Origin of the sequence: Streptomyces nanshensis (assembly GCF_001751255.1) — a bacterium.
GTDB lineage: Bacteria > Actinomycetota > Actinomycetes > Streptomycetales > Streptomycetaceae > Streptomyces > Streptomyces nanshensis_A.
On sequence record NZ_LJGW01000390.1, the window covers coordinates 1 to 5,415 of the forward strand.

Below are 5,415 nucleotides of genomic sequence, written 5' to 3' on the forward strand. Positions count from 1 at the left end.
ATACGCCGCGACCGGCGGCCGACCTCTCGCCCACGCCCTGTTCAACCCCTCGCCCCCGCTGCTCCAGCGGGCCGTCGGCGGCGGCATCCGCGCCACGATCCCGCTCCAGGCCGCGCTGGCGGCCCGTTCCGGACGGTATGCGGCCGCCGCCGCGGTGCTGGCCCTGCTCCCGGCCGCCGCACGGCTCTCACGGAAGGTCAGTCCCACATGACCGCCCCCGCCCAGCCCCCCGCCGCGCTCCGCTATGCCTACGGCACCAACGGCCTCGCCGATCTGCGGCTCGACGACGCGCTCGCCCTGCTCGCCGACCTCGGCTACGACGGCGTGGGGCTGACGCTCGACCATATGCACCTCGATCCGCTCGCGCCCGGTCTGGCCCGGCGAACGGCCGCCGTACGCAGGGCACTTGACCGCCACGGCCTGACCGTCACCGTGGAGACCGGCGCCCGCTACGTCCTGGACGTCCGGCGCAAGCACCACCCGACGCTGCTGGACCCGGATCCGCGGGCGCGTGCCGTACGGCTCGGGCTGCTGCGCACCGCGGCGGACGTCGCGGCCGAACTCGGCGCGCACGCCCTGCACTTCTTCAGCGGGGTGCTGCCGGAGGGCGCCGATCCGTACACCGCGTGGCAGCGCCTCGCCGAGGGCACCGGCACGCTGCTCGACGCCGCGCGCCCGTCCGGCGTTCCGCTCGCCGTCGAGCCCGAACCCGGCCATCTCCTGGACGACGTGGCCGCCTTCCACCGGCTGCGCACCGCCCTCGGCGACCCGGACGGGCTGGGCCTCACCCTCGACGTGGGGCACTGCCTGTGTCTGGAGTCCGCCTCGCCGCCCGCGTGCGTACGGGACGCGGCGCCCTGGCTGCGGCATGTGCAGATCGAGGACATGCGCCGCGGCGTCCATGAGCATCTGCCGTTCGGCGAGGGCGAGTTGGACGTACCGCCCGTGCTGGCCGCGCTGCGTGAGGCGCGGTACGGCGGTCTGGTCACCGTCGAGCTGCCGCGCCACTCCCACGCGGGCCCCGGCTGCGCCCGCAACGCGCTGCGCTTCCTCCGGCAGGCCGAGCAGGAGCCCGGCGTATCCGGGCCCGTGCGGGCTGCCCAGCAGACAGGAGCCCCACCGTGCTGAATCCGCCCGCCCCGGACGGCCCCGCCTCCCGTCCCGCCGCCCAACCCGCCCAACAAGCCGAACTCTCCGCGGACATCGAGGACGTACGGGCCCGTACACAGGCGCAGTTGGACGCCGTACGCCGCACCTGGCTCTCCGACGCCCTCGCCGAGGCGGCACGCGCACCACGGCAGGCCGCCTGGGAGCTGTACTTCGCCTCCGCGGGCCGGCACTGCGGACGCACGGCCGCGAGTGACGTCCGCGTTCTGCTGCTGCACGCCGCGGGCGCCGGAGAGGAGACCCTCATCCGGCTCTACCGGCAGGGCACCGCCGCCGAACGGGCCGCCGTCCTGCGGGCGTTGCCCCATCTGCCCACCGGAGCCACGCCCCGTGCGCTGCCGCTGGCCGAGGACGCGCTGCGCGCCAACGACACGACCCTGGTCGCCGCGGCCGTCGGACCGTACGCCGCCGCATGGCTCGATCCGCACGCCTGGCGGCACGCCGTCCTCAAGTGCCTGTTCACCGGCGTGCCCCTGGACGCGGTGTCCGGGCTCGCCCGGCGCGCCCGCGGCGACGCCGAACTCGCCCGCATGCTCCGCGACTTCGCCCGTGAGCGCACCGCCGCGGGCCGCCCCGTACCGGCCGACCTGGACCGCGCCCTGGCGCTGACCGACCCCGACGCCCCGGCGGACCCGCCCGAGGAGAACTGATGCGCATCTTCGACCCGCACATCCATATGACCTCGCGCACCACCGACGACTACGCCGCCATGTACGAGGCAGGCGTACGCGCCCTCGTCGAACCCTCCTTCTGGCTCGGCCAGCCCCGCACCTCGCCCGCGTCCTTCTGCGACTACTTCGACTCGCTGCTGGGCTGGGAGCCCTACCGCGCCGCCCAGCACGGCATCGCCCACCACTGCACCCTCGCCCTCAACCCCAAGGAGGCGGGCGACGAGCGCTGTGTGCCCGTGCTCGACGAACTGCCCCGCTATCTCGTCAAGGACGGCGTCGTCGCGGTCGGCGAGATCGGCTACGACTCCATGACGCCCGCCGAGGACACCGCCCTCGCCGCACAGCTCCAACTCGCCGCCGACCACGGCCTTCCCGCCCTCGTGCACACCCCGCACCGGGACAAGGCCGCGGGCCTGGCCCGCACTCTCGACGTGCTGCGCGAGTCGGAGCTGCCGCCCGAACGCGTCGTGCTGGACCACCTCAACGAGACGACGGTCGCCCGCGCCGCCGACTCCGGCTGCTGGATGGGCTTCTCCATCTACCCCGACACCAAGATGGACGAGCACCGCATGGTGCGGCTGCTGCGTCTGCACGGCACCGACCGCGTCCTGGTCAACTCCGCGGCCGACTGGGGCCGCAGCGACCCCCTCAAGACCCGCGCCGTCGCCGACGCCATGCGCGCCGACGGCTTCACCGAGGACGACGTCGAGACGGTGCTGTGGCACAACCCCGTCGCCTTCTACGGGCAGAGCGGCCGACTGCAACTGGAGACCGGCCCGCCCCCGCCGTCCACGCACGAGGGCAACTCCATTCTGCGCGGCGGGGATTGAGGAGGCGGGCCCGGATGCGCTTCCGACACCCCGACGGCTCCGTCGTCCATCTCGCGTACTGCACCAACGTGCACGCCGCGGAGGATCTCGACGGCGTGATGAGCCAGTTGCGCGAGCACGCGGAGCCCGTACGCCGCCGGCTGCACCGCGACCGCCTCGGCATCGGGCTGTGGCTGGCCCGGGACGCCGTGCGGCGGCTGACCGCTGACCCCTCGGCCGTACGGGCGCTGCGCGCCGAACTCGCCCGCCGCGGACTGGAGGTGGTCACTCTCAACGGCTTCCCCTACCAGGGCTTCGGCGCCCGTCGCGTGAAGCACCGCGTCTACCGTCCCGACTGGACACAGCCCGCCCGGCTGGAGCACACCACCGAACTGGCCCGGCTGCTCACGGCGTTGCTGCCGGACGACGCCGCCGAGGGCACCGTCTCCACCCTGCCGCTCGCCTGGCGCGAGGGCTTCACGCCGGAGCTGCGCCGCACCGCGCTGACGGCCCTCGGCTCGCTCGCCGTACGGCTCGACGCGCTGGAGGAGATGACGGGACGCAGCGTCCGCGTCGGCCTCGAACCCGAGCCGGGCTGCACCGTGGAGACCACCGCCGACGCGCTGGAGGTGCTGGGCGGAGCGGGCGCGCCGCCCGCGCACCGCATCGGCGTGTGCGTCGACACCTGCCATCTGGCGACCCAGTTCGAGGAGCCCGGCAGCGCCCTGGACGCGCTCGCCGCCGCGGGCGTCCCCGTCGTCAAGAGCCAGCTCTCCGCGGCGCTGCACGCCGAACTCCCCGCCGCGGACGGGGTGCTGGCCGCACTCGGCGAGTTCGACGAGCCCCGCTTCCTCCACCAGACCCGCGCCCTGACCGCCGCCGGCGTACGCGGCACCGACGACCTCGGCGAGGCGCTGCGCGCGGACGGCGCCCTGCCCGGCACGGTGCCCTGGCGCTCCCACTTCCACGTACCGCTGCACGCGCCGCCCGCACCGCCGCTGACCTCCACGCTCGACGTCCTGGAGGCGTCCCTGAAACGGCTGGTCGGCGGGCCCGCGCCGCTGACCCGGCACCTGGAGGTGGAGACCTACACCTGGCAGGCGCTGCCGCCCGCGCTGCGCCCCCGTACCCGGGCCCAGCTCGCCGACGGCATCGCCGCGGAGCTGGATGTGGCCCGCGAGATGCTGACCGCCCTCGGTCTGAAGGAGCTGCCATGAACGACTCCGGCGCCGAGCAGACGCCCACACCCGCTCGGCACGGCTCGCCCCGCGCCGCCCCGCAGCCGCTGCTGGTGCTGGACGTCGTGGGCCTCACCCCTCGACTCCTCGCGCACATGCCCCGGTTGACCCGCCTCGCCGAGGAGGGCAGCAGTACGCCGCTGGCCACGGTGCTGCCCGCGGTGACCTGCGCCGCCCAGTCGACGTTCCTCACCGGACTCACCCCGGACGGCCACGGCATCGTCGGCAACGGCTGGTACTTCCGCGAGTTGGGCGAGGTGCTGCTGTGGCGGCAGCACAACGCCCTCGTCTCCGGCGAGAAGCTGTGGGACGCCCTGCGCGCCCGCCACCCCGGCTACACCGTCGCCAACGTCTGCTGGTGGTACGCGATGGGAGCGGACACCGACTGGACGGTCACCCCGCGCCCCGTCTACTACGCCGACGGCCGCAAGGAACCCGACTGCTACACCCGTCCGCCCGAGCTGCACGACGAACTCACCGGCGCCCTGGGCACGTTCCCCCTCTTCCAGTTCTGGGGACCCGGCGCCGGTCTCGCCTCCTCCCGCTGGATCGTCGGCGCGACCCGGCATCTGCTGCGCACCCGCCGGCCCGACCTCGCCCTGTGCTACGTACCGCACCTGGACTACGACCTCCAGCGCTACGGCCCCGACGACCCGCGCTCCCACCGCGCCGCAGCCCAACTGGACGCCGTCCTCGGCCCGTTGCTCGACGACGCACGCGCCGAGGGACGCACCGTCGTCGCGCTCTCCGAGTACGGCATCACGCGCGCCGACCGCCCCGTCGACGTCAACCGGGCGCTGCGCCGCGCAGGACTGCTGGAGGTGCACACGCAGGACGGCATGGAGTATCTCGACCCCACCACCTCGCGGGCCTTCGCCGTCGTCGACCACCAGCTCGCCCACGTCTACGTACGCGACCCGGCCGCCGACCTCGACGCCGTACGCGCCGTGCTCGAACCCCTGGACGGGATCGCCCAACTCCTCGACGAGCAGGGCAAGAAGGCCCACCACCTCGACCATCCGCGCTCCGGCGAACTCGTCGCCGTCGCCGAACCCGGCGCCTGGTTCACGTACTACTACTGGCTCGACGACGCCCGCGCCCCCGACTTCGCCCGGCTCGTCGAGATCCACCGCAAGCCCGGCTACGACCCGGCCGAGCTGTTCATGGACCCCCTGGACCCGTACGTACGGCTGCGCGCGGCCACCGCGCTCGCACGCAAGAAGACCGGCATGCGCTACCGCATGGCGGTCGTGCCCCTCGACCCCTCACCGGTGCGCGGCAGCCACGGACGGCTGCCCGAACACCCCGACGAGGGGCCGGTATTGCTCTGTTCCCGCCCCGGTACGGCGGACGGCCCCGGGCCGTTTCCCGCCACCGACGTCAAGTCCCTGCTCGTCGATCTCGCTCTGGGAGAGCACACATGAGACGCACACCCGCCACCCCGGCACCGGCACCCGACCCCGAACTCTCCGCGCGGCTGCGCCGCCGCGGCTTCCTCGGCGTCGCCGCCGGCGCGGCCGCCGCCTCGCT

Annotated in this window: 5 protein-coding genes and 1 pseudogene; all 6 read left to right on the forward strand. The window is 74.4% G+C overall.

Annotated elements, in window-relative coordinates; all coding sequences use genetic code 11:
- Positions 1-211: pseudogene (locus tag AN218_RS24340) on the forward strand (SCO3242 family prenyltransferase); the annotation flags it as partial.
- Complete coding sequence (locus AN218_RS24345; RefSeq protein WP_070019078.1) at positions 208-1,128, forward strand: sugar phosphate isomerase/epimerase family protein; 921 nt, start codon at positions 208-210, stop codon at positions 1,126-1,128. The pseudogene AN218_RS24340 and the gene AN218_RS24345, both read left to right, overlap by 4 nt.
- The gene (locus AN218_RS24350) at positions 1,125-1,817 is read left to right on the forward strand and encodes an EboA domain-containing protein (RefSeq protein WP_171908779.1); all 693 of its coding nucleotides are present in this window, start codon (positions 1,125-1,127) and stop codon (positions 1,815-1,817) included. Before AN218_RS24345 ends, AN218_RS24350 begins: the two co-directional genes overlap by 4 nt.
- The gene (locus tag AN218_RS24355; protein WP_070019079.1) at positions 1,817-2,668 is read left to right on the forward strand and encodes a TatD family hydrolase; all 852 of its coding nucleotides are present in this window, start codon (positions 1,817-1,819) and stop codon (positions 2,666-2,668) included. The genes AN218_RS24350 and AN218_RS24355 overlap by 1 nt, the downstream gene beginning before the upstream one ends.
- Before the next feature lie 14 nt (positions 2,669-2,682).
- Complete coding sequence (eboE, locus tag AN218_RS24360; RefSeq protein ID WP_070019080.1) at positions 2,683-3,864, forward strand: metabolite traffic protein EboE; 1,182 nt, start codon at positions 2,683-2,685, stop codon at positions 3,862-3,864.
- A complete protein-coding gene (locus AN218_RS24365; RefSeq protein WP_070019081.1) occupies positions 3,861-5,309 on the forward strand; it encodes an alkaline phosphatase family protein in 1,449 nt (482 codons plus the stop codon). The genes eboE and AN218_RS24365 overlap by 4 nt, the downstream gene beginning before the upstream one ends.
- Positions 5,310-5,415: the final 106 nt, after the last annotated feature.